The sequence below is a fragment of the Metabacillus mesotrionivorans genome, assembly GCF_052171315.1.
Classification (GTDB): Bacteria; Bacillota; Bacilli; order Bacillales; family Bacillaceae; genus Bacillus_P.
On sequence record NZ_JBQMFF010000002.1, the window covers coordinates 678222 to 678769 of the forward strand.

The window sequence follows — 548 nt, forward strand, 5'->3', positions numbered from 1 at the left end:
CATGTCCATTGCATTGTTTGCGATGCATGCGCCAATTTCCTGATCACCGCCAAGCGGACCGGACTGGAATCTGTGTATTTCAAGGCCCGTCGCCTCTGTTACTTTGAAACCTGTCGTTCCGGTCGCATAGAGTTTATGTTTTCCAAGGATGCCTTTGTAGGCCAGTGCAAACTGAATAAGGTCATTTTTTTTCTTATCATGAGCTATGAGTGCGATATTCATCAGACATTCCCCTTTAGTCGATTAAATTTTCAAGGCCGTATACAAGAAGATCCAGCTTCATTACCTGTTCCACGCACAGTTTTACCCCCGACATAAATGATGCGCGGTTAAATGAATCGTGGCGGATCGAAAGTGTCTGTCCGTCTCCCCCGAACAGAACTTCCTGATGGGCAACAAGCCCCGGAAGACGGATGCTGTGCACGTGAATTCCTTTATAGTTGGCACCGCGGGCTCCATTTAATATCTCTTTCTCATCCGGATGGCCCTGTTCTTTCTCTTCTCTGACAGCAGAAATCATTTCTGCCGTTTTCAAACCCGTCCCGGAA

At 47.3% G+C, this 548-nt stretch carries 2 protein-coding genes; both read right to left on the reverse strand.

Annotated elements, in window-relative coordinates; genetic code table 11:
* A partial coding sequence (locus ACTSEZ_RS08445) for a methylglyoxal synthase (protein ID WP_369733739.1) occupies nt 1-222 on the reverse strand: 222 nt, incomplete at its 3' end.
* Between the two features lie 13 nt (nt 223-235).
* Nucleotides 236-548, reverse strand: a 313-nt coding sequence (locus ACTSEZ_RS08450; RefSeq protein WP_369733740.1) for a dihydrodipicolinate reductase C-terminal domain-containing protein, incomplete at its 5' end; no start/stop codon positions are given.